At 69.9% G+C, this 22,377-nt stretch carries 16 protein-coding genes and 4 pseudogenes; 3 read left to right on the forward strand and 17 right to left on the reverse strand.

What is annotated here, in order from left to right; all coding sequences use genetic code 11:
* Positions 1–87 precede the first annotated feature (87 nt).
* A complete protein-coding gene (locus ACRAWC_RS06260) occupies positions 88–1,851 on the forward strand; it encodes an acetyl/propionyl/methylcrotonyl-CoA carboxylase subunit alpha (RefSeq protein ID WP_431346976.1) in 1,764 nt (587 codons plus the stop codon).
* Positions 1,852–1,946: 95 nt separating this feature from the next.
* Here ACRAWC_RS06260 and ACRAWC_RS06265 read toward each other — a convergent pair whose 3' ends face one another.
* From ACRAWC_RS06265 to ACRAWC_RS06280, 4 genes and pseudogenes are all read right to left on the reverse strand, one after another.
* Positions 1,947–2,573, reverse strand: a complete 627-nt coding sequence (locus ACRAWC_RS06265; RefSeq protein ID WP_431349496.1) for an endonuclease domain-containing protein — start codon at positions 2,571–2,573, stop codon at positions 1,947–1,949.
* A 66-nt stretch (positions 2,574–2,639) separates the two neighbouring features.
* Positions 2,640–2,768 (reverse strand): annotated as a pseudogene (locus ACRAWC_RS06270) (hypothetical protein); the annotation flags it as partial.
* Between the two features lie 179 nt (positions 2,769–2,947).
* Entirely contained in the window at positions 2,948–4,822 is a 1,875-nt protein-coding gene (locus ACRAWC_RS06275) for a cation:proton antiporter (RefSeq protein WP_431346977.1), read from the reverse strand.
* Positions 4,823–4,839: 17 nt separating this feature from the next.
* Complete coding sequence (locus ACRAWC_RS06280) at positions 4,840–6,276, reverse strand: NAD(P)H-quinone dehydrogenase (protein ID WP_431346978.1); 1,437 nt, start codon at positions 6,274–6,276, stop codon at positions 4,840–4,842.
* Between the two features lie 85 nt (positions 6,277–6,361).
* Between ACRAWC_RS06280 and ACRAWC_RS06285 the strand changes: the two genes are divergently transcribed.
* Positions 6,362–7,195, forward strand: a complete 834-nt coding sequence (locus tag ACRAWC_RS06285; RefSeq protein ID WP_431346979.1) for a purine-nucleoside phosphorylase — start codon at positions 6,362–6,364, stop codon at positions 7,193–7,195.
* Positions 7,192–8,907 (forward strand): phospho-sugar mutase, encoded by a 1,716-nt coding sequence (locus ACRAWC_RS06290; RefSeq protein ID WP_431346980.1) that lies wholly within the window; start codon positions 7,192–7,194, stop codon positions 8,905–8,907. Before ACRAWC_RS06285 ends, ACRAWC_RS06290 begins: the two co-directional genes overlap by 4 nt.
* Positions 8,908–9,014: 107 nt before the next feature.
* Here ACRAWC_RS06290 and ACRAWC_RS06295 read toward each other — a convergent pair whose 3' ends face one another.
* The 13 genes and pseudogenes from ACRAWC_RS06295 to ACRAWC_RS06355 form a co-directional block, all read right to left on the reverse strand.
* Positions 9,015–9,287 (reverse strand): PTS sugar transporter subunit IIB, encoded by a 273-nt coding sequence (locus tag ACRAWC_RS06295; RefSeq protein WP_382457226.1) that lies wholly within the window; start codon positions 9,285–9,287, stop codon positions 9,015–9,017.
* 25 nt (positions 9,288–9,312) lie between these two features.
* Complete coding sequence (locus ACRAWC_RS06300; protein ID WP_431346981.1) at positions 9,313–9,774, reverse strand: PTS sugar transporter subunit IIA; 462 nt, start codon at positions 9,772–9,774, stop codon at positions 9,313–9,315.
* Between the two features lie 24 nt (positions 9,775–9,798).
* Positions 9,799–10,914, reverse strand: a complete 1,116-nt coding sequence (locus ACRAWC_RS06305; RefSeq protein WP_431346982.1) for an adenosine deaminase — start codon at positions 10,912–10,914, stop codon at positions 9,799–9,801.
* 70 nt (positions 10,915–10,984) lie between these two features.
* On the reverse strand, positions 10,985–12,187 hold the full coding sequence (locus ACRAWC_RS06310; protein WP_431346983.1) for a hypothetical protein: 1,203 nt from the start codon (positions 12,185–12,187) through the stop codon (positions 10,985–10,987).
* Positions 12,184–12,420, reverse strand: a complete 237-nt coding sequence (locus ACRAWC_RS06315; protein WP_431346984.1) for a hypothetical protein — start codon at positions 12,418–12,420, stop codon at positions 12,184–12,186. The genes ACRAWC_RS06310 and ACRAWC_RS06315 overlap by 4 nt, the downstream gene beginning before the upstream one ends.
* 253 nt (positions 12,421–12,673) lie before the next feature.
* Complete coding sequence (locus tag ACRAWC_RS06320; RefSeq protein WP_431346985.1) at positions 12,674–13,978, reverse strand: thymidine phosphorylase; 1,305 nt, start codon at positions 13,976–13,978, stop codon at positions 12,674–12,676.
* 80 nt (positions 13,979–14,058) lie between these two features.
* A pseudogene (locus tag ACRAWC_RS06325) lies at positions 14,059–14,459 on the reverse strand (cytidine deaminase); the annotation flags it as partial.
* On the reverse strand, positions 14,456–15,688 hold the full coding sequence (locus tag ACRAWC_RS06330) for an ABC transporter permease (protein ID WP_431346986.1): 1,233 nt from the start codon (positions 15,686–15,688) through the stop codon (positions 14,456–14,458). The gene ACRAWC_RS06330 and the pseudogene ACRAWC_RS06325, both read right to left, overlap by 4 nt.
* A 52-nt stretch (positions 15,689–15,740) precedes the next feature.
* A complete protein-coding gene (locus tag ACRAWC_RS06335) occupies positions 15,741–17,069 on the reverse strand; it encodes an ABC transporter permease (RefSeq protein WP_431346987.1) in 1,329 nt (442 codons plus the stop codon).
* Positions 17,066–18,602: pseudogene (locus ACRAWC_RS06340) on the reverse strand (ABC transporter ATP-binding protein). Before ACRAWC_RS06340 ends, ACRAWC_RS06335 begins: the two are co-directional and overlap by 4 nt.
* Before the next feature lie 91 nt (positions 18,603–18,693).
* On the reverse strand, positions 18,694–19,776 hold the full coding sequence (locus ACRAWC_RS06345; RefSeq protein ID WP_431346988.1) for a BMP family lipoprotein: 1,083 nt from the start codon (positions 19,774–19,776) through the stop codon (positions 18,694–18,696).
* 207 nt (positions 19,777–19,983) lie between these two features.
* Positions 19,984–21,117 carry a magnesium and cobalt transport protein CorA gene (locus ACRAWC_RS06350; RefSeq protein WP_431346989.1) on the reverse strand — a complete coding sequence of 378 codons (1,134 nt, stop codon included), beginning with the start codon at positions 21,115–21,117 and terminating at the stop codon, positions 19,984–19,986.
* Between the two features lie 69 nt (positions 21,118–21,186).
* Positions 21,187–22,355, reverse strand: a pseudogene (locus ACRAWC_RS06355) (glycosyltransferase family 4 protein).
* Positions 22,356–22,377 lie beyond the last annotated feature (22 nt).

A 22,377-nucleotide genomic window follows, 5' to 3' on the forward strand; every position in this document is an offset into this window, starting at 1 on the left:
ATTTGTCGACTCTCTGACGTGGCGCAAATGCTTTTTTGTGGGGATCGACCAAAAGCTGGTTCGGCTCCCGCAATAGGCTAGGGAATTGTGCCCCGTATCTCGAAGGTCCTCATCGCCAACCGCGGCGAGATCGCCGTCCGCGTCATCCGTGCCGCGAAAGACAGCGGAATCGCCTCTGTCGCCGTCTATGCCGACCAGGATCGGGACGCCCTGCACGTCCGGCTCGCCGACGAGGCGTACGCCCTCGAGGGCACGACCAGCGCCGAGACCTACCTGGTCATCGACAAGATCCTCTCGGTCGCCCGCCGCTCCGGCGCCGACGCCGTGCACCCCGGTTACGGATTCCTCGCCGAGAACGCCGACTTCGCCCGCGCCGTCATCGCCGCCGGCCTGACCTGGATCGGCCCGTCGCCGGAAGCCATCGAGCGCCTCGGCGACAAGGTGTCGGCCCGCCACGTCGCCGAGAAGGTCGGCGCTCCGCTCGCGCCCGGCACCCTCAACCCGGTCGCCGACGCGGCCGAGGTCCTCGACTTCGTGGACGAGCACGGCCTCCCGGTCGCCATCAAGGCGGCGTTCGGCGGCGGCGGACGCGGGCTCAAGGTCGCCCGCACCCGCGACGAGGTCGCCGAACTCTTCGACTCCGCCACCCGCGAGGCCATCGCCGCATTCGGTCGCGGCGAGTGCTTCGTCGAGAAGTACCTCGACCAGCCGCGCCACGTCGAGACGCAGTGCCTCGCGGACGCCTACGGCAACGTCGTCGTGGTCTCCACCCGCGACTGCTCGCTGCAGCGCCGTCACCAGAAGCTGGTCGAGGAGGCGCCCGCGCCGTTCCTCACCCCGGAGCAGCTCGACAAGCTCTACAGCGCGTCGAAGGCCATCCTCAAGGAGGTCGGCTACCAGGGCGCCGGCACCTGCGAGTTCCTCATCGGCAAGGACGGCACCGTGTCGTTCCTGGAGGTCAACACCCGCCTCCAGGTCGAGCACCCCGTCTCCGAGGAGGTCACCGGTATCGACCTCGTGCGCGAGCAGTTCCGCCTCGCAGAGGGCGGCGAGCTCGACTACGCCGACCCGGCGCCGCGGGGCCACTCCTTCGAGTTCCGCATCAACGGCGAGGACGCCGGCCGCAACTTCATCCCCTCCCCTGGGCCCGTGCACGTCTTCAAGGCCCCGGGCGGCCCCGGCGTCCGCGTCGACAGCGGCATCCAGGCGGGCGACGTGATCTCCGGCGCGTTCGACTCCATGCTCGCGAAGCTCATCGTGACCGGCGCCAGCCGCGAGGAAGCGCTGGAGCGCTCCCGCCGCGCCCTGGACGAGTTCGAGGTGGCGGGCCTGCCGACCGTGCTGCCCTTCCACCGCGCGATCGTGCGCGACCCCGCCTTCGCCCCGCAGGACGGCGAGCCGTTCTCCATCTACACCCGCTGGATCGAGACCGAGTGGGCCGGCGGCGTCGAGCCGTGGGCCGGCGAGCTGGGCGCGACCGGCGCCGCCGAGCGCCGCAGCAACGTCGTGGTCGAGGTCGAGGGCAAGCGCATCGAGGTGTCGCTGCCCGCGCGCCTGCTCAGCGGCGGCGGCCCGGCGGAGCCCGCCGCTCCCGCCCCCCGCCGCCGCTCCGGCGCGCACGCGGTCGACACCGCGACGGGCGACTCGGTCACCGCGCCCATGCAGGCCACCGTCGTGAAGGTCGCGGTCGCCGACGGCGACGAGGTCGTCAAGGGCGACCTGGTGCTGGTGCTGGAGGCCATGAAGATGGAGCAGCCCCTCACCGCCCACAAGGACGGCACCGTCGCCGGCATCAACGCCACCGTCGGCGAGACCGTCTCCTCCGGCCACCTCCTCCTCAACATCCTCTAACCCACCTCCCGTCCCCACCCTGTCTTCCGCAGCTAACGCAGGAGATCCCCCTCCCCGGGCCCCGATCTCCTCCGTTGGCTGCGATTCCGGGTCCTTCACGCGCGGAACTCCTCCGTTGCCAGCACACCCTCGATCACGGCGACGACGGCATCGGCGTCCCCCAGGACATCCCGAGCCGGGAAGCGCAGCCGTCGCGCACCCAGGAGGGCGAGCGCAGTGTCCCTGGCACGGTCCCGTTCGAACGCCTCCCTGCCCGAGTGGAACGCGTACCCGTCGATCTCCACGAACAGGAGGCCGTCGATCCGGGCATCCACGCGGCCCACTCCGGGCACCGCCACCTGCTGTTCGACGACGTGACCGCGGGCGGTGAGTCGTTGGCGGAGAATCGACTCCACGCCGGAGTCGGATCCGGGTCGGGCGCGTGCCGCCACCGCTCTGGCATGAGGGGCGCTCGCCGCGAAGACTCCTCGCAGCCCGATCATGGTGACAATCCGCGCGGATAGCGCAGTGTCGAGGACCGCGACCGCGGTCTCCTCGTCCGCGCAATCGACCACCGACCGAAGGCAGTCCGCCAGAGAGACCCGCCACAGCTCGGGATGCTCGTCGCACGCACCCCAGTGCCGCACAGCGTCGTCGGCAACTCGCCCCGCGTGCGGGTGGACGCTCAGATGCAGCCGGCCGTCCTGGCCTCCCCACAGCCCATAGCTCCTCGCCGCCGACACGCACGACAACTTCCCGCCGGCGGCAAGCGCCGCCAGCGCCTCACGCGATAGCTCCGGCAACGCATAGACCCCGCGCCTCGGCCGCCGAAGCCTTCCCTCATCCACCGCCGTCGTCAGCGCGCGATCAGTGACGCTCCGCAACTCCCGCCGCGTCGCCGCCCCGCCCCGTTCACGAAGTACCCTGTGCCAGCTCATCCCTCCACACTCCAGAACGATCCGCTCGCGTGTCCGACGCTGGCCCGATCTGTGGAGAACTCGCTTCGGCCGCTGTGTTGGGAGGGGAGGAGATTCGCAACGACACGCCCGGGATTCGCAGTCAACGGAGGAGATCGGGGCTACCGGAGGGCAGGTGTCCTCCGGTGGCGACAGCGTGGCTAGCCGGTGGCTTCGGTGGGGTCGCCTTTGAGGTCGATGCTGATCTCGTCGGCGTCGAGGTTGCTGAGGGCGCCGGCGAGCACGTCGGCACTGAAGGTGCCGTCGTCGCGGGCGTCGAGCAGCGCGTCCCGCTGGGCGCGGATGCGCTTCAGCCGCGCGGACTTGTGCTGGTGGAACGCCTCGGGCGTCCGCTCGGCGGTCTCCGGCAGCGGCACCGCCTGCCCGGCGTCGTGCAGCAGCTCCAGGAGCCGCCGGCGCTCCTCCCTCTCGGCCTGCGGGTCGGAGGCCGTCGGCTTCACCACGCGCAGGGCCAGCCCGAGCGTCCCGCCCTGCAGCAGCAGCGACCCGGCCGCGACCAGGAACGCGATGAGCACGAGCACCGAGCGCCCCGGCGTGTCCGAAGGGAGGCTCTGCGCGGCGGCGACCGTGACGGCCCCGCGCATCCCGGCCCAGACGACGACAGTGCCCTCGCGCCAGCCGAGCGGCGTCCCGGTGAAGTAGTCGATGTCCGCCAGCACCCGCCGCAGCCGGGTGCCGAACCGGGCGATGTTCTCGACCGTCCAGGTCCGCTGCCGCCGGCGCTGCCGGCGGATCAGCCGACCGCGCCAGCCCGACGGTGCCCCGAGCCGGTCTCGCGTGACGGCCGCGGCCTCCGGGACGCCGGCGACCTTCGCCACCTCCGCGTGCGCGATCGCCGGGTCCGCGGCCAGCACGTCCGCGTGGGCCTCCGGGTCCTCCGACGGGTCCGCGCCCTCCGGCAGCGCGACCGCCGCGTCCGCTGGCGGCGGCCCCTGCTCGAGCAGCCGCCGCGCGGCCTCCGGGTCCTCCAGCCGCTCCTGCAGCTTGGTCAGCGCCGGACGCATCCGCTCACGCCGGCGCCCGCGGCGGGCCAGGAGCGCCAGCAGCGGCGCCACGAACGCGGCCCGCACCACCAGGGTGAGCAGCAGCGCGGCCGCGGCGATGCCGACCGCAGGCAGCACGCCGGAGTGGTCGCTCTGCACCTTCTGGACGATGCCGAACAGCTCCAGGCCCATCGTCAGGAAGATCATGCCCTCCAGCACGAGCTCGACCGTCCGCCAGTTCTGGGTGTCCGACAGCCGGTGCTCCGGCGACAGCACCCGCGGCCCGCGGCTGCCGGTGATCAGCCCGGCCACCACCGCCGCGACCAGCCCCGAAGCGCCCAACGCTTCGGCCGGGATGGAGGCCAGGAACGGCACCGTGAACGACAGCACCGTGTTGACCGTCGCGTCCTTGACCCGCGCCCGCACGACCAGGTTCAGCCGCCCGACGACCCAGCCGAAGACCACCGCGACGACCACGGAGTAGAGGAACGACAGCGTCACAGCGCCGATCGTGAAGGAGGCCACCGCCGCCGACGCGACCGCCGCCCGCAGCAGCACGAGCGCGGTGGCGTCGTTGAGGAGGCTCTCGCCCTCCAGGATGGCGACGACGCGCGGCGAGACACCCGCGCGCTTGACGATCCCGGTCGCGACCGCGTCGGTCGGGCTGACGATCGCGCCGAGCGCCACGCCCCACGCCAGCCCGAGGCCCGGGATGACCCAGGCGAAGAAGAGCCCGAGCAGCACCGAGCTCACGATCACCAGCACCACCGAGAGGCCGCCGATCGCGCCGAACTCCCGCCGGAAGTTCATCGACGGCATCGACACCGACGCCGAGTAGAGCAGCGGAGGCAGCACGCCCGCGATGATCCACTGCGGCTGGACCTCCAGCACCGGCACGAACGGCAGGAACGAGACCAGGATGCCGACCACGACGAGGATGAGCGGCGACGCCACCCCGAAGCGCTGCCCGTAGACGGTGGCGGCCGCGATGGTCAGCACGGCGAGGACGCCGACGACCAGGACCTCCTCCATCCGGTGTGGCCTCCTGTCTAGAGCACGATGTGCATCGCCCGCGCGGCGTCCGAGATCGACCCGGAGAGCGACGGGTACACCGTGAACGCCCTCGCCACCTGGTCCACCGTGAGCCGGTGCTCCACCGCCAGCGCGAGCGGGAAGATCAGCTCGGAGGCCCGCGGCGCGACGATCACGCCGCCGATCACAGTACCCGACCCGGTCCGCGCGAACAGCTTCACGAAGCCGTCGCGGATGCCGAGCATCTTGGCGCGCGGGTTGGACTTCAGCGGGAGCTTGTAGATGTCGCCCTGCGCGATGCCCTCCTCGATCTGCTTCTGGTTCCAGCCGACGGTCGCGATCTCCGGCTGGGTGAAGATGTTGGAGGTGACGTTGCGCAGCTCGATGGGGTTCACCGCGTCGCCCATCGCGTGGAAGACCGCGGTGCGGCCCTGCATGGAGGCGACGGAGGCCAGCGGCAGCAGGTCGGAGCAGTCGCCCGCCGCGTAGATGTTCGGGATGGACGTGCGCGCGACCCGGTTGACCCGGATGTGGCCCGACGGCGTGAGCTGCACGCCGGCCTCCTCCAGGCCGATGCCCGCGGTGTTCGGGATGGAGCCGACGGCCATCAGACAGTGGCTGCCCTCCACCGTGCGGCCGTCGGTCAGCGTCGCGACGACGCCGTTCTCGGTGCGGACCACCGATTCGGCGCGGGACTTCGACAGCACCTGCATGCCGTTGCGCTTGAAGACGTTCTCGATGACGCGGGCCGCGTCGGCGTCCTCGCCCGGCAGGACCTGGTCGCGCGACGAGATCAGCGTGACCTTCGAGCCGAGGGCGGTGTACGCGGAGGCGAACTCGGCGCCGGTGACGCCGGAACCGACCACGATCAGGTGCTCGGGCACGGTGGCGAGGTCGTAGAGCTGGGTCCAGGTGAGGATGCGCTCGCCGTCCGGGACCGCGGAGGACAGGACGCGCGGGCTCGCGCCGACCGCGATCACGATCGTGTCGGCCTCCACCCGGTCGAAGTCGGTGCCGGAGTCGCCGGTGCCGGTGGACACGATGATCGCGTTCTCGCCGTCCAGCCGGCCCTCGCCGGTCACGATGCGGACGCCCGCGCGCACGAGCTCGGCGCGCATGTCCTCCGACTGCTGGCGGGCGAGGCCCATCAGACGCTTGTTGACCGCCGCGAGGTTGACCGCGATCTCGGGACGGACCGGCTTGCCGCTCTCGCCGCGCGAGAAGAACTGGACGCCGAGGTCGGTCGCCTCGGCGATGGAGTTGGTGGCCTCCGCGGTGGCGATGAGGCTCTTGGAGGGGACGACGTCGGTGATGACGGCCGAGCCGCCGACTCCGGAGCGCTCCACGAGCGTGACGTCCGCGCCGAGCTGCGCGCCGGCGAGCGCCGCCTCGTAACCGCCCGGTCCGCCGCCGAGGACGGCGATCCGCTGCTTGCGCTCGAATTCATAGGCCATGCTCCTTATTCTTCCGTATCCCGGTGCACCGATGCGCAACCGGGCGGACGCTGTACCGCCGGGAGTCGCTCAGTAGAGTTGCCTCATGCTCGAAACCACTCAGAACCCGCTGGACGACCCCGCGACCGACCCGTTCGAGGTCGCCGAGGAGGCGGCGCGGCAGCTCGCCGAGAAGACCGGCGTCGAGAAGCACGACATCGCCCTGACCCTCGGCAGCGGCTGGGGCAAGGCCGCCGACCTGATCGGCGAGACCGTCGCCGTCCTCCCGGCCCACGAGATCCTCGGCTTCAGCAAGCCGGCGCTGGAGGGCCACGCCGGCACGCTGCGTTCGCTCCGCCTTGCGAACGGCAAGCACGCGCTCGTCATCGGCGCGCGCACCCACTACTACGAAGGCCACGGCGTCCGCCGGGTCGTGCACAGCGTCCGCACCGCTGCGGCCGCCGGCGCGAACACGATGGTCCTCACCAACGGCGCGGGCGGCATCAAGGAGCACTGGAAGCCCGGTACCCCGGTGCTGATCAGCGACCACATCAACCTGACGGCGGACTCCCCGCTGGAGGGCGCGACCTTCATCGACCTCACCGACCTCTACTCGAAGCGCCTGCGCGAGCTCGCGAAGACCATCGACCCGAGCCTGGACGAGGGCGTGTACACGCAGTTCCGCGGCCCGCACTACGAGACGCCGGCCGAGGTGCAGATGGCCAAGGCGATCGGCGGTCACATCGTCGGCATGTCGACCGCGCTGGAGGCCATCGCCGCCCGTCAGGCCGGCATGGAGATCCTCGGCATGTCGCTCGTCACCAACCTGGCTGCCGGCATCCAGAAGACCCCGCTCAGCCACCAGGAGGTCATCGACGCCGGCCGCGAGGCCGAGCCGGTGATCAGCGCCCTGCTGGCCCGGATCGTGGAGGCTCTGTGACCCCAACGAACGGAAACGCAGTCGACACGCCCGAGCTCCTCGAACAGGCGCGCACCTGGCTCGCGCAGGACCCCGATCCCGAGACCCGGGACGAGCTGCAGTCCCTGATCGTCGCCGCCGAGGCGGGCTCCGCGGAGGCCGTGGACGACCTCCACTCGCGTTTCGACGCCCGGCTCGAGTTCGGCACCGCCGGCCTCCGCGGCCGGATCGAGGCGGGGCCGAACCGGATGAACCGGGTGCTCGTCTCGCAGGCCGCCGCCGGCTTCGCCCGCTGGCTGCTGGAGCACGCCGAGGGTGGCCGGCCGTCGGTGGTCATCGGCTACGACGGCCGGAAGAACTCCGACGTCTTCGCGCGCGACACCGCCGAGCTGATGGCCGGCGCCGGTGTGCGGGCGGTCCTGCTCCCCCGGCTGCTGCCGACCCCGGTGCTCGCGTTCGCCGTGCGCCACCTCGATGCGAGCGCGGGTGTCATGGTCACGGCGAGCCACAACCCGCCGGAGGACAACGGCTACAAGGTCTACCTGGGCGGCGAGAACCACGGCTCGCAGATCGTCTCGCCGACAGACGCGGAGATCGAGGCGCACATCCTGGAGCTCGCGCGCGGCGACATCGGCGACCTCCCGCGCTCGGAGCAGTTCGAGATCGCGGGCGGCGACGTGGAGGCCGCCTACATCGAGGCCACCGCCGCCGTCGCGACCACCACCGCACCGCGCGACGCCGTCACGTTCGCGTACACCGCGATGCACGGCGTCGGCTGGCGTACCGCAGAGGCTGTGTTCGCGCGCGCCGGGTTCTCGACCCCGGTCGTCGTGGCGGAGCAGCGCGACCCCGATCCGGCGTTCCCGACCGTGTCCTTCCCGAACCCGGAGGAGCCGGGCGCGATGGACCTGTCGTTCGCGACCGGGCGCGCCGCGGGCGTGGACCTGATCATCGCGAACGACCCCGACGCGGACCGGCTCGCCGTCGCCATCCCGGACGGGTCGGCCGACGGCTTCCGCCGCCTCAGCGGCAACGAGGTCGGCGCGCTGCTCGGCTGGCGCGCCGCCGAGCTCGCCGAGCGGTCCTCGACCGACGGCGCCGCCTTCGGCGCCCTCGCCTGCTCGATCGTGTCGTCGCCGGCCCTCGCCGCCGTCGCCGCGGCCTATCACCTGGACTTCGCCGACACCCTCACCGGGTTCAAGTGGGTCTCCCGCGCCCCGGGCCTGATCTTCGGCTTCGAGGAGGCGCTCGGCTACCTCGTCAATCCGCAGACCATCCGGGACAAGGACGGCATCTCGGCCGCGACGGCGTTCCTCGACCTCGCGAACGACCTCGCCGCCTCCGGCCGTACGATCGCGGACCACCTGGACGCGTTCGCGGAGCGCTTCGGCTACTTCGCCAGCGACCAGATCTCGATCCGGGTCACCGACCTGTCCCGCATCGGCGAGATCATGGCCGCGCTGCGCGCCACCCCGCCGAGCAGACTGGGCGCCGTCGCCGTCGACCACATCGACGACCTCCGCGACGGCTTCGGCGCGCTGCCGCCGAGCGACGTGCTGCGCATCGTGCTGGCGGACGGCTCGCGCGTCATGGTCCGCCCGAGCGGCACCGAGCCGAAGCTGAAGATCTACATCGACGCCTCCAGCGACGAGGGCGACGTGGCCGCCCGCCGCGCCACCGCGACCGCCCGCGTCGCGGCCCTCGCCGCCGCGATGCGCGACCTCACCGCGTAATCGCCCCGACATTCGTCACGAATGTCGCCTTTCGCCGCGCGAGAGCCGACATTCGTGACGAATGTCGGCTTCGTCGCGCACGCACATTCGTGACGAATCGCGGAGCGTCAGCCGAGGGCTTCGTCGAGCTTCTGCTCCAGCTCGTCCAGGTCGAAGTAGTTCTGCACCACGATGACGTCCGCGTTGGTCGGGCCGATCCGGTCGACGAGCTCGGGCGACGTGAGGATGATCTGCGCGTCGCTCGACGCGGAGCCCACGCTCGCGACATCCGCTGCGGTCACGTCCGCGTCGAGACCGAGGCGGTCGAGCACGCGCTCGGCGTTCACCTTCAGGATGCCCGAGGTGCCGATCCCGGCCCCGCAGATGGCGACGATCTTCACAGCGTCGCCCCCCGAGCCGCCTCTGTCATCGCGCCGCCTCCTCTTCGCTGAGCGTCAGGATGCGCTGCACCTCCGCGACGTCGCCCGCCGCGGCCAGCGCGGGGATCGCGTCGGGGTCGTTGAAGACGTTCGCCAGCTCGGCGACGCTGGACACGTGCGCCTCCGGCGACGTCACGGCGAGGCCGATCACGACCGACACCGGGTCGTTGTGCGGGTGGCCGAACACCACGGGGTCGTCCAGCGTGACCACCGACAGCCCGTCGCGGTTCACGTCCGATCCGGGACGCGCGTGGGCCAGGGCGAGCCCCGGCGCGATCACGATGTAGGCGCCGAACTCCTCGATCACCTGGATCATCCGCGTGCCGTAGGACTCCTCCGTCGCGCCGGACCGCGCCAGCGCCTCGCCCGCGAGTTCGACCGCGTCGCGCCAGTCGGACGCGTGGGCTCCGACGGTCACAGCGGTGGCGGGCAACGGTGGCAGCGGCATGGGACCAGCGTACGCGTTAGCGGGTCACGAACCCTCGAAACCCGCTGTGATGATCTCCGCCAGTTCCTCACGCTGCTCGACCGGGAGGAAGGCCCCGGCCGCGGCGTTGAGCTGGAAGATCTCCAGGTCGGTGAGGTCGTACGAGAACGCGTCGGCGAGGATGCTGAGTTCGCGGGTCAGCGTCGTGCCGCTCATCAGCCTGTTGTCGGTGTTGACCGTGACGCGGAACCCGAGCTGGTACAGCAGGTCGAACGGGTGGTCGAGGATGTCGTCGCCCCACGCGGCGATCGCACCGGTCTGCAGGTTGGAGGTCGGGCTGGTCTCCAGCGCGATCTCGCGGTCCTTCACCCACTGCGACAGCGTGCCGAGGGTCACGTACGTGTTCTCGTCGTCCTGCCGCTCGATCGTGATGTCCTCGGCCAGGCGCACGCCGTGGCCCAGGCGCAGGGCGCGGCCGTCGAGGAGGGCGCTGCGGATGCTGTCGAGTCCGTCGGCCTCGCCCGCGTGGACGGTGGCCGGGAAGAACTGCGACGCGAGGTAGTCGAACGCCGCCTTGTGGTTGGAGGGCGGGAAGCCGGCCTCGGGCCCGGCGATGTCGAAGCCGACGGCGCCGCGGTCGCGGTGGCGCACGGCCAGCTCCGCGATCTCGAGGCTGCGGTCGGTGTGGCGCATGGCGCTGACGAGCTGGCCCACGCGGATGCGCTTGCCCGTGGCGCGGACGTCCTCGATGCCCTGCTCCAGGCCCTCCTGGACTGCCTCCACGGTCTCGTCGAGCGTGAGGCCACGGGTGAGGTGCTGCTCGGGCGCCCACCGGATCTCGCCGTACACGACGCCGTCGGCGCCGAGGTCCTGCACGAACTCGCGGGCGACGCGGCTGAGGCCCTCGCGGGTCTGCATCACCGCGGTGGTGAGGTCGAAGGTCTTGAGGTACTCGACCAGCGAGCCCGAGTTGGACTTCTCGGCGAACCAGGCGCCGAGCGCGTCGGGGTCGTCGGCCGGGAGCTGGAGGCCGATGCCGTCCGCGAGCTCCAGCACCGTGGCGGGGCGGAGCCCGCCGTCCAGGTGGTCGTGCAGGGAGACCTTGGGCAGCGCCCGGATGTCGGTTCCGTCGGGAAGGGCGTACGCCTCGTCGTTGCTCATGAGGCCAATCTACCGGGGAGGGCGCGGCCGCGCCGCCCTGGATCGGGAAACGCGGCCGCGTCGCGCCAGGTCAATGGAATGGGCACCACGTCAGGGGTTCGGGCGCGGTCCGGCCGTAGTTCTGCGAACGCCAGCAGGCGTTTGGAACCGTCCAGTTTCGCTTCGCATTCAGTGTGGTGACATTCGTATCGCCTGGCCCCGGCCACGTCGGGCTGACAGTGCCCATGCAGTCGGTGTAGGCCATCCACGGCGCCATTTGGCAGCCGAGGTCGCTCACTGCCTGGAAGTTTGCGCTCACGTACGCGTACGAACGATTGCCCCTCGGAGCGATGACCTGGACGAGGTAGGTTTGGGCTCCGTAGTTGTAGGCGAGATTCTGCGGCCACCGCATCCCGATGGCGATCGAGTTCTTCCCGCACGGGTCGGAGAGATCGTTGTAGTCGGCATACGCACCGACCGCTCCCGCGTTGCCGCCGAAGCCGGTCATCAGGCTCCAGCTCCACCCGTAGTTCACTGCCCAGTTGTTCTCCTTGTACCCGCCAGCACAGTAGGGACGAGAACCTCCCTCGTCGCCGTTCGAGAGGTTGACCTCGATCTCCATACCCCAGCCTGCAGGCATCTGCTTGGTGTTGTTCCCGAGGGGATCGATCCACCAGCCCGCGTGTTGGAAGGTCGGCTTGGAACCGTTTGTGACATCCGCATAGGCCTGGATCTCGATGTCCTGGGGGGCCCAGCGCTCCACATCAGTCGCCGCTCGCGAGTTTCGCAACACGGAAGCGCCTTCGACCTCCTGCATCGCGTGGTTCTCGATCTCGGCCATCTGCGAACCGACCTCGCCGCCGCTCGCCGGAAGCACGTCGATCGGCGCTGCGTCGGTCACGATCGGAGAAGGTGCGGGCCCAGAACGCATCCGCTGTGAGTTCTTCGGAACGTCCTTCTCGACGACGATGCCGACGAACGCCGGACGTGTGCCGTAATCGCTGGCGAACTTGGCGACGAACTCCTCCGCTGGGAAATCGTCCGTCGGCACGTACTCTCCCACGACGTTTCCATTGTCGAAGCGGTACGCGGTGATGGTCTCGTCGAGTCCCGACGCGACTCTTGTCGCGTCGACGATGTCGACCGGCTGATCGAGCTCGAGGATCTGCGTCGTCTTTTCCGGCAGCTCCTGAGCAGGATCCGCCGTGATCGCTGACGACGGCGAGCCGGACTGGGAGCCGGCGACGAGCAATGCGCCGAGCACGGGGGCGACGGCGAACATAAGCTTCTTCATTCCATACCTCTGGTGTTTCGTCTACTCATCCGGATCAGGACGAGGGAGGCGATGAAAGTCGCGACCAGAAGCGGCAGTATCCAGTTGTATTCCCAGCCGAAGGTGATGTTCCACCCGAGCCAGTCGTCATAGACCGTCGGATACGAACAGCTCACATAAATGGGAAAGCGGTGGAACCCGTCGTGGAACATGTCGATGGGAACCGGCGGCGTCTCGAACGGCGGCAGTCCCACTGGACAAGCACCCTCCCCCAGCGATGCCAGGTAACAAGCCTCCATCCGACACGACCCAGCCCGAACACGCTCGCGACCAGAAGGACGGCGCCGACGAGCGCGCTCCACCCGGGCACGGGACGGCGTGGGTGTAGGTCCACTGGTGCGACTCTCAATCAGGCGGAGGTTCCGCCTTCACGTGAGAAGCCTCACATTAAACTGAAAGCATTTACAATGCTTGCATATTCTCGGACGCTATCGCCGGCGCCGACTACTAGCCGATGCGCTCGGCGACCAACGGTCCCCGCTCGAACGGCGTCCCCAGCGGCGCGATACGGTAGGCGCCCTCGAGCGCCTCCAGGGCGCGCTCGAAGCGGGCGGGCTCGTCGGCGGACAGCGTGAACAGCGGCTGGCCCACGCGCACCTCGTCGCCCGGCTTGGCGTGGAGGTCGACGCCCGCGGCGTGCTGCACCGGGTCCTGCTTGCGCGCGCGGCCCGCGCCGAGCCGCCACGCCGCGATGCCGAAGGGCAGCGCCTGCTGCTCCACGAGCACCCCGTCCGACTCCGCGAGCACGGTGTGCGTCTCGCGGGCGACGGGCAGCGCCGCGTCGGGGTCGCCGCCCTGTGCGCGCACGGTCTCCCGCCATTTGTCCATCGCGCGGCCGTCCTTCAGCGCGGCCTCCACGTCGGCGTCCGGCTGCCCGGCGAGCGTCAGCATCTCGCGGGCGAGCGCCACGGTCAGCTCGACGATGTCGGCGGGGCCGCCGCCGGCGAGCACCTCGACCGACTCGCGGACCTCGTTGGCGTTGCCGATGGCGAGGCCGAGCGGGACGTTCATGTCGGTGAGGAGGGCGGAGGTCGCGACGCCCGCGTCCTTGCCGAGCTCCACCATCGTGCGGGCGAGCTCGCGCGACTTGTCGATGTCTTTGAGGAAGGCGCCGGAGCCGAACTTCACGTCGAGCACCAGCGCGCTCGTTCCCTCCGCGATCTTCTTGGACATGATCGAGGAGGCGATCAGCGGGATGGCCTCGACCGTCCCGGTGATGTCGCGCAGCGCGTACAGCTTGCCGTCGGCGGGCGCGAGGCCGGAGCCGGCGGCGCAGATCACGCCGCCCGGGCCGCGGAGCTGGGCGAGCATCTCCTCGTTGCTGAGGTTCGCGCGCCAGCCCGGGATGCTCTCCAACTTGTCGAGCGTGCCGCCGGTGTGGCCGAGGCCGCGACCGGAGAGCTGCGGCACCGCGACGCCGAACGAGGCGACCAGGGGCATCAGCGGGAGGGTGATCTTGTCGCCGACGCCTCCGGTGGAGTGCTTGTCGGCGGTCGGCTTGCCGAGGCCGGAGAAGTCCATCCGCTCGCCCGACGCGATCATGGCCAGCGTGAGATCCCGGATCTCCCGACGGGTCATCCCGTTCAGGAAGATCGCCATCGTCATGGCCGACATCTGCTCGTCGCCGACGTAGCCGCGCGTGTACGCGTCCACCAGCCAGTCGATTTCCGCCGTGGTCAGCTCGCCACGGTCGCGCTTGGTCCTGATCAGGTCGACGGCGTCGAATGCCTCGACCCCTGCTGCGGTGCTCACGAAGATGTAACCCTCTTAGTCGTCGGTCGTGCGGTCTTCCCGTGGTCCACGGAGACAGGCGCCTCTGCGGCGCCGTGCTCCTCCGCGTAGGCGGCGAGTTGGCGCGGCCCGAACGCGTCAGGCAGCACCTCATCGATGGTGCGGATGCCGGAGACCGTCTCCAGCAGCATCCCCTCGGCCGAGTGCTCGTAGAGAAGCTGGCGGCAGCGCCCGCACGGCATCAGAGTGTCGCCGTCGCCGTTCACGCAGGTGAACGCGACGAGCCGCCCTCCCCGCTCATCGCCAGCGACGACACCAGGCCGCACTCGGCGCAGAGCGTGACGCCGTAGCTGGCGTTCTCGACGTTGCAGCCGCTGACGATGCGGCCGTCGTCGACCAGCGCCGCGGCGCCGACCGGGAACTGCGAGTACGGCACGTAGGCGTGCGTCATGGCCTCGTTCGCCGCGGCGCGCAGCGCCGGCCAGTCGATCGCGTCGGTCATGACTTGATGTACGGCTTGCCCGACGCCGCCGGCCCGCGGGACTGCCCGACCAGCCCGGCCACCGCGAAGATGGTGACGAGGTAGGGCAGCATGCGCAGGAACTCGCTCGGGATCGGCGCGTGCAGCAGGCCGAGGAGGCTCTGCAGCGCGCCGGCGAAGCCGAACAGCAGGGCGGCTAGCGTGGCCCGGATCGGGTCCCAGCGTCCGAAGATCACAGCCGCGAGCGCGATGTAGCCGAGGCCGCTGGTCATGTCCTTCACGAAGCCGCCGACGCCGCCGATCGTGAAGTACGCGCCTCCGAAGCCGGCGATCGCACCCGCGATCAGGACCGTCCAGAACCGGGTCGAGTTGACCTTGACGCCGACCGTGTCGGCCGCCTTGGGGTGCTCGCCCACGGCGCGGACCCGGAGGCCCCAGCGGGTGTGGAAGAGGAAGAAGTAGACGCCGGCGACGGCCACGTACATCACATAGACGATCAGGGTCTGGTCGAACAGCACCGGACCGATCACCGGGATCTGGCTGAGCAGCGGGATCGGCAGGTTCGGCAGCGTCGGCGGCAGGTTGAATGCCGCCGTGTTGTTCGCCATCACAGCCGTGTAGAAGAAGCCGGTGACGCCCGACACGAGCACGTTCAGCACGATGCCGACGATGACCTGGTCGACCAGGTACTTGATCGAGAAGGCCGCCAGGATGAACGACACGATCACTCCGGCGACTGCGGCCCCGATGAGGCCGACGACGACCGAGTGGGTGATCGTCGCGAGCATCGCCGATGTGAAGGCGCCGCCGAGCAGCTGACCCTCGATCGCCACGTTGACCACGCCGACGCGCTCGGAGAGCACGCCGCCCATCGCGCCGTAGATGATCGGCACGCTGAGGCCGAGGGCCGCAGCGAGGAGGCCGGCCACGGGGACCGTGCCGTCGCCGACCGACCAGGTGATGAACCCGACCAGCAGCGCCAACGCGAAGATCGCGCTCAGCCAGAGCGGGACGCTCCGGCCCCGGGACACCAGGACGAATGCGACGGCGGTGATGGCCAGGGCGATGACCGTCACGACGATGCCGGTCGCGATCGAGGGGATCTGGACGTTCGGGATCGTGAAGAAGTCGCTCTTCGTGCTGAACGTGTACGTCGTCGTGCCCGGGCGCGGAAAGACCAGGAACAACAGGATGCTGATCGCGCTGAACACCGCGAAGACGATCGGCAGGCGCCAGTGGCGCACGACCACGCGCGCGGTCTCGCCGTCGGCCAGTGCCGGGGCGGGGGCTGGGTGATGACGGTCATCGGGCGACCGCTCCCTTCGTGCGGGTCGCCGAGCGGCGACGGCGCGGTGCGCTGCCCGGGGCGGGCAGCCGGAAGATGGCGCGCACCAGCGGCGGCGCGGCGATGAACAGCACGGTGACCGACTGGATGATCGCGATGACCTCGACCGGGACGTTGTCCGCGGCCTGCATCGCGAATCCACCGGCCTGGAACGCGCCGATCAGGATGCCGGCGACCAGCACGCCGAACGGCCGGGAGCGGCCGAGCAGCGCGACCGTGATCGCCGAGAATCCGATGCCGGCGTCGATGTCGCTGCCGAAGCCGGTCGTGATCTGGCCGAGCACCTGAGTGGCGCCGGCGAGACCGACGAGGGCGCCGGAGATGACCATCGCCCAGACGTAGATCGACCGGACCGACATGCCGGCGACGCGGGCGGCGTTCGGGTTCTCCCCGACCGCGCGGAAGCGGAAGCCGAGGTTCGAGCGCTCGAGCAGCCACCAGACCGCGATGGTCGCCAGCACCACCAGGATGATGCCGATGTCCAACGAATAGTTGCTCCCTAACAGTTTCGGGAACACCGCTGTCGGTAGCGTCGGCGGGGTGCGCGGGTCGTTCGCGCCGGGAGCGCGCAGGAACGACGTCGTCAGCAGATAGCTGAGGAGGTTGAGCGCGATGTAGTTGAGCATGATCGTGACGATCACCTCGTGCGCCCCCGTGTACGCCTTCAGGACGCCGGCGATCGCCGCCCAGATCGCGCCGCCGATGAGGCCGGCGATCACCGCGATCAGCAGGTGGATTCCCGGGGCCATCGGCAGCTTGAAGCCGACGAGGCCCGCGAACAGCGCGGCGATGAGCATCTGCCCCTGGCCACCGATGTTGAACAGGCCGACCCGGAAGCTGAGGGCGACGCCGAGACCGGCCGCGATCAGCGGCGTGGCGAAGGTCAGCGTCGTCGACAGCGACTGGATGCCGGTGGCGAAGTCGGGTGCGTGGGTGTTGTAGATCGCGCCCTGGAACAGCGCGGCGTACGCTCCGCCGACCGCGTTGCCGATCGCGGCGAACGTGTCGGCGGGACGCGCGAAGAAGTAGCCGAGCGCCTGCTGCACCTGCTGGTTCGTCAGGGCGATGAACACGCCCCCGACGACGAGCGCGACGATGACCGCGCAGATGGAGAGCACGACGCTCCCCGACGCGATCTCGCGCAGGACGCGGTGGGTCTTGGAGATCTCCGGAGCGGGCGGCTCGGTGGCGCGCTGCTCCTCGGGGATCTGGTCGAGTGCCGGGGCATCGACTGGGGTCTCCCCGACGGCGGCCTCGACATCGGCAGTGGGCATCTGGTCGCTCATGCGGAGGCTCCTTGCGCATCGACGAGGTATTCGGCCGGCGGGGCCTCGCCCGTCATCATCAGGCCGAGGATCTCGCGGGGCGTCGACGCAGGGACGATCCCGACGATCCCGCCGCGGTACATGACGGCGATCCGGTCGCCGAGCGCGACGATCTCATCGAGCTCGGTGGAGACGACGATGACAGGCACGCCCGAGTCGCGGGCGGCGATGATCTGCTCGTGGACGAACTCGATCGAGCCGACGTCCAGGCCGCGGGTCGGCTGGGCCGCCACGAACAGTCGCAGGTCGCGGCTGAGCTCGCGCGCGAGCACGACCTTCTGCTGGTTGCCGCCGGAGAGCCGGCCGACGGGGTGGTGATCCCCTGGGCGCGGACGTCGAACTCTTCGTCTTCTCCTCCGCGAACGTGTCGCGGAACTTGAGCTGGAGGTTCGAGCCCTTGACGAAGGGGCCGCGGCCCGAGCGGTCGAGCATCAGGTTCTCGGCGATCGAGAACTCGGCGACGAGCCCGTCGACGTTGCGGTCCTCGGGGACGAACCCGACGCCGGCGTCGAGCACCTTGCGCACGGACAGGCCGAGGATCTCCTTGCCGTCCAGCTCGACGGAGCCGGAGACGCGCTTCTGCAGGCCGAGGAGGGCCTCGGTCAGCTCGGTCTGGCCGTTGCCCTGCACGCCGGCGATGGCGAGCACCTCACCGCCGCGGACCTCGAAGCTCAGGTTGTCGACGAGGACGACGCCGGCCGCGTCGGAGACCGTGAGGTCGCGCACGCGGAGGCTGTTCTCGGTGAGCTTCGGGGTCTCCTTGTGGACGCTCAGCTCGACGCTGCGGCCGACCATGAGCGAGGCGAGTTCGGCGTTGGAGGCCGTGGGCTCCGCCTCGCCGACGACTTTGCCGAGACGCATGACGGTGATGCGGGTCGCGACCTCGCGGACCTCGCGGAGCTTGTGGGTGATGAAGACGATGCCCGTGCCGCTCTCAGCGAGCTGGCGCATGATCGTCATCAGCTCGTCGGTCTCCTGCGGGGTCAGCACAGCGGTCGGCTCGTCGAAGACGAGGACCTTGGCGTCGCGGGAGAGCGCCTTGATGATCTCGACGCGCTGCTGCACGCCGACGGGAAGGTCCTCGACCAGGGCGTCCGGGTCGAGGTCGAATCCGAAGCGGGCCGAGATCTCGCGCACCTTCGCGCGGGCCGCGGCGAGGTCGAGCCGGCCGCCGAACTTCGTCTGCTCGTGGCCGAGCATGACGTTCTCGGCGACGGTGAAGACGGGGATGAGCATGAAGTGCTGGTGGACCATCCCGATGCCCGCTTTCATGGCGTCACCGGGTCCGGCGAAGTCCTGGACGACGTCGTCCAGGAGGATTTCGCCCTCGTCGGCCTGGTAGAGGCCGTAGAGGACGTTCATGAGGGTCGACTTGCCTGCGCCGTTCTCGCCGAGCAGACAGTGGATCTCGCCGGGTTCGACCGTCAGGTCGATGTGATCGTTGGCGACCAGCGCGCCGAAGCGTTTGGTGATACCGCGGAGTTCGAGTTTCATGGGGGCCTTGTGGGGTGTCGGGCTTGCGTCGGCCGGGGCGGACGAGGTGGGGAGGCCGGCACGAGGCCGGCCTCCCGGGTGTCGCTGGGATTTACTCCGAGAACGCCGACGGCGACTCGACCTTGATCGAACCGTCGATGATGCCGGCCTTGATCTTGTCGAGCTCGCCCTGCAGGCCGGAGTCGACCTTCGAGGCGAAGTCGTGGAACGGGGCGATGCCGACGCCGTTGTTCTTCAGCGTGCCGACGTACTGCGAGTTGTCGAACTTGCTGCCGGAGGCGGCCTGCTGCACGATCGTCGAGACGGTCGGCTTGATGTTCTTCATGATCGAGGTGAGGAACAGGCTGTTGTAGCCGTTCTGGTCGGTCAGGAAGACGTCGGCGTCGTTACCGATCAGGGCGACGTTCTTGCCGCCGTCCTTGATCGCCGAGGCGGCGCCCTGGTAGATCGGGCCGCCGATCGGGGCGAGCACGTCGGCGTTCTGGCCGAGCATGGTCTGCGCGATCGTCTTGGACGTGTTCAGGTCGACGAAGCTGTTGACGAACTGGCCGTCCTGCGATGCGACGTCCCAGCCGATGACCTTCTTGGTGGCGCCCTTCTGCTGGTTGTAGTACTTCACGCCGTCCGAGATGCCGTCCATGAAGATGGTGACCGACGGCAGCTTCTGGCCGCCGTAGGTTCCGATCACGCCGGTCTTCGAGTAGCTCGCCGAGGCGTAGCCCGCCAGGAAGCCGGCCTCGTCGGTGTTGAACACCACGGGCTTCACGTTGGCGGCCTTGATGCTGTTGTCGTCGACCATCACGAAGTTGACCTTCGGGTTCTCCGCGGAGGCCTGCTTGACGGGCGCGACGAGGTTGAAGCCGGAGGCGACGATGATGTTGCAGCCCTGCTGGATCAGGCTCTTGATGTTCGGAAGGTAGTCGTTGGCGCTCTTCGACTGGACCTGCTTGTAGCTGCTGCCGATCTTCTTGGCGGCCTCCTGGACGCCCTCCAGACCGAGCTGGTTGAACGAGCGGTCGTTGAAGCCGCCCTGGTCGGAGACGATGCAGGGCAGGTACTTCGAGTTCGCGGCGGTGCTGGTCGAGCTGGGCGCCGAACCGCAGGCTGCGAGCAGCGCGACGACGCCGGCTGCGACAACGCCGGTGAGGGCGGCCTTACGGGCTGTGATTGTCAAGGTTTTGTCCTCCAAGATGCAGTGCCCGCTCGGGTGCGCGCGGGCAGGATATGCAGTGCACGTTACCGAATATGACGAACCGCACTGTGGTCGAATCCGGCTTCTTCATGCAAGCGTTACAAATGCGCGGCTGTTTGGCACCTGCTCATTTGAGCAAACTTCTCTGTGCCGGAAACGGTCGGCCCTCTTAAGGGAGCAGACTGCCCGCTACATCCACCCGCGCTTCTTGAACACCACGTACAGCAGCGTGCTCAACCCCACCATCGCGAGCACCGCCAGCGGGTAGCCGAGCGGCCATGCCAGCTCCGGCATGTTGTGGAAGTTCATCCCGTAGATGCCCGCGATCAGGGTCGGCGCGAAGAGGATGGCCGCCCAGGAGGAGATCTTCTTGACCTCCTCGCCCTGCCGGTGGGTGGAGTGCGCCAGCCGGGTCATCTCCTCGTTCTGGCGCTCGGCGACGAGCGTCGAGTTCACCGTCAGGATGTCGCGCAGCAGATAGCGGAAGCCGTCCACCCGCTCGTTGACCTGGGTGAGGTGATCGGCCACGTCGCGCAGGCGCCGCTCCAGCTCCTCGGTGACGCCGTACTTCGCCGAGCCACGTTCCAGGGCGACCATCACCGACGAGAGCGGGTGCGTGGCCCGCTGGAAGTCGATGACCTCCCGCGACAGTTCGTAGATGCGCCGGGAGACCAGCGCGTCGCCGCCGAACACCTGCGTCTCGATCTCGTCGATGTCGTTGGCGAGCCCCGCGACGACCGGGCTGTAGGCGTCCACGACCGCGTCGATGATCGCGTAGAGGATGGCCTGCGGGCCGAGCGCGAGCAGCTCGCGCTCCCGCTCCATCCGGTGCCGCACCGTCGACAGGTCGGGCGACTCGCTGTGGCGCACCGTGATGACGAAGTTCGGTCCGACGAAGAGGTGCAGCTCGCCGAAGTCGACCTCTTCCGGCGCGTCCAGGTAGTTGGCCGCTTTCAGCACCACGAACAGCACGGAGTCGTAGCGTTCCAGCTTGGGCCGCTGATGGGCCACGATCGCGTCCTCGATCGCCAACGGGTGGAGGCTGAACTCCTCCGCCAGCGACATGAGCTCCTGCTCGGTCGGGCGGTAGAGCCCGATCCAGGCGACGCCGCCCGGGGTGTCGTCCAGCGCGCGGTAGGTCTCGGCCAGGGTGTGCGGGGAGGCGACGCGCACGCCGTCGGCGTAGATCGCGCTGTCCACCATGCTGGAACGGGCGGCGCGCTGCGGCTCGGTGAGGACGGGCTCAGGCGAACTGGGAGGATCGACCCGCCGGGCTCGGGACACGAAGGGCATCGGGATGCCGCGTCGGTTCAGGTTCGCCAAGGTTCACCTCCTGGTGCGCGGAAGATCGAGGTGGCCCGCAACGCCCGGCGACCCGGGCGGCAGCGCCACCTAACTGTACGCGCGCAGCGTGCCGGTGCGCTGGACCCCGCCGCGGCGGACGTCTGTGCAGGAGTCGAGGATGACCTGCTCATAGTGCCCGACGAGCTCGGCGCAGAGGACGTCCCAGCCTCGGCCGAGCACGCGACGGCGTCCGGCCTCCCCATCCGCAGGCGCAGCGGCGCGTCGGCGGCGAGCATGGAGACGGCGGCGCGCAGCCCGCGGTCGTCGGCCGGAGGGAAGAGGAGCCCGTCGACGCCGTGCTCGACGAGGTCGATGGGTCCGCCCGCGCGCGGGGCGATCACCGGGAGGCCGGAGGCGTGCGCCTCCTGGACCGTCTGCCCGAACGTCTCCTCGGACCCGGTGTGCACGAACACGTCGAAGCCCGCGTAGGCCGCGGCGAGGTCGGCTCCCCCGAGCCGGCCGAGCCAGGTGGTCGGGACGCCGTGCAGCTCCCGCTCGACGGCCTCGCGAGCCGGCCCGTCCCCGACGATCGCGACCGAGACCCTCGGCAGCCCGCGCAGGACGCGCAACCGCTCGACCTGCTTCTCCGGCGCGATCCGGCCGACGTAGCCGACGACGACCTCGCCGTCGGGCGAGAGCCGCTCGCGGAGGGCGGCCGCCGCGGCGGTGCGCCGGTTGTTGGGGTGGTACCGCTCCAGGTCGACGCCGCGTCCCCAGCGGGCGAGGCGGCGGACCCCGGCCTCCCGGAGGTCGTACTCGCTGGCCGACGAGGGAACGAGGGTCACATCGGCGCCCTCATGAACCCAGCGCACGTACTTCCAGGCGATGGCGGCGGTCATCCCGAGCCCGTTGCGGCGGGCGAACCCGGCGACGTCGGTCTGGTAGACGGCGACGGAGGGCACGCCGACCCGGTTGGCGGCGGCGATGGCCTGCGCGCCCAGAAAGAAGGGAGAGGCGGCATGCAGCACGTCGGGCTCGAACCTGGCGAGGATCCGCTGCACCTGCGGGCTCGGCAGCCCCACCGGGAACTGCCGGTACGCGATGGAGGGCACCTGGTGGATGCGGTACCCCGCATACTCCTCCGGCGCCCCCGCCTCCGGACAGATCACGATCGCTTCGTGGCCCTCCGCGGCCAGATGATCGAGCACCCGGAGGACGCTGGTGGTCACCCCGTTCACAGTGGGGAGGAAGCTCTCGCTGACGACGGCGACGCGCATGACCTCAGTGTCTCGTCGGGGT

It is taken from the genome of Leifsonia sp. L25, from assembly GCF_050632895.1.